Raw genomic sequence first — 1536 nt, forward strand, 5'->3', positions numbered from 1 at the left:
TCCCCTGTGTGTCAGGCTGTTGTGTGACAGGTTCCCTGTTGCTGGAGCCGGTGCTCGGAGCGGGGGAAGGTCCGTCATGGATTTCGTTATGCCTGTTCGTGTTTCGAACCGGAAGCACTTCACTACCGACCAGAAGCACGCGATTCTGGACGAGTACGACAAATGCCTCGAGTGGGGCTCTAAGGCCGCATTCATCAGGGCTGCTGGCATCACCGAGGGCACCATGAACCGTTGGTGCCGCGAGCGGGAGTCCGGGGAGCTGAGGTCCAGATCCGACAACCTAGAGGAGGACCAGCGATTGAACGCGGGCGATAAGCAGGTGCTCACACGGGTCTTGAAGGAAAACGAAATCCTCAAGGCCAAGCTGGCGCGGTCCGAGGCTGCCGTGGACATTCTGGGAAAAGCTTCCGCGCTCTTGGACGCGATGGCCAAGAGCGCGGCGGCGACGGATCCAAAAGTGGAGGAGCCGGAGCCGGGCCGGCCGGAGTGGCTGACGCCAAAACCTGGAAAGACATCGCCCTGACCTTTGCCGGGAAACTGATCACAGCCGGCTGGTCCGCGGTGAAGGCCTGCGCCCTGGTGGGCGTTCACCGCACGGCCTGGTACCGGCGTCTGAGCCCGGCCACGCCGCCGGGGATCATGGTGCCCCATCCGGACCGCGCCTACCCGAACCGCATCACCGACGCCGAAGCCGAGGCCTTCATGGAGCTGCTGAACTCCAGGGAATACGCCAACCTTTCCGTCACCCAGGCCTACTACCGGATGCTCGACGCCGGGCACTGTTTCTTCTCCATCGCCGCCGCCCACCGCATCGTGGCCCGGAACGGGCAGAACGGCGACCGCCGCGAACAGCGCACGGGAACCGGCCCCAAACGAGCCAAACCCATCCTGCACGCGACCGCCCCGAACCAGCTCTGGAGCTGGGACATCACGATGCTCCACGGCCCGGGCAAACACACCTACCGGCTCTACGCGATCCTGGACGTGTTCTCCCGCAGAGTCGTCGGACACCGCGTCGAACACACCGAAACGGCCGCCCTCGCCGCCGCACTGATCAAAGGCGCGGTCACCGAAAACCGACAGCACCCTGCCGTGCTCCACGCCGACAACGGCGCACCCATGCGCGCCGGCAGCACCATCCAGCTTGCCCAGTCCCTGGGCATCACACTGACCTACTCCCGGCCCCGGGTCTCCGACGACAACCCCTACTCGGAATCCCTGTTCAAGACAGTGAAATACGACCTGGACTTTCCCCGCCGATTCCAGGACCTCCAGCACGCCCGCGACTACATGGCGGCATTCTTCGCTGACTACAACGCCAACCACCGCCACAGCGGCCTGAACTACTACACGCCCGACACCGTCCACGAAGGACGAGTCGACCAGACACGCCGGCGCCGCCAAGCAACCCTCAACGCCTGCCACGCCCGGCATCCTCACCGCTACCGAAACAAACCCACCGCACCAGCCGCCCCGACCCACGCCGGCATCAACTACAAAACCAACCAGCTGTCACAAACAGCTTGATATATACCG

2 protein-coding genes are annotated in these 1536 nt (G+C 64.2%); both read left to right on the forward strand.

The window, feature by feature from the left end; all coding sequences use genetic code 11:
* Nucleotides 1-523 (forward strand): hypothetical protein (locus tag CXQ91_RS24090; RefSeq protein ID WP_258074253.1); only part of this gene is annotated, 523 nt, incomplete at its 5' end.
* Complete coding sequence (locus CXQ91_RS24095; protein WP_104176362.1) at nt 487-1527, forward strand: IS3 family transposase; 1041 nt, start codon at nt 487-489, stop codon at nt 1525-1527. The genes CXQ91_RS24090 and CXQ91_RS24095, both read left to right, overlap by 37 nt.
* The last annotated feature ends 9 nt before the right edge of the window (nt 1528-1536 follow it).

The sequence above is a fragment of the Arthrobacter sp. Y81 genome (assembly GCF_002929335.1).
In the GTDB taxonomy this organism is placed as follows: domain Bacteria; phylum Actinomycetota; class Actinomycetes; order Actinomycetales; family Micrococcaceae; genus Arthrobacter.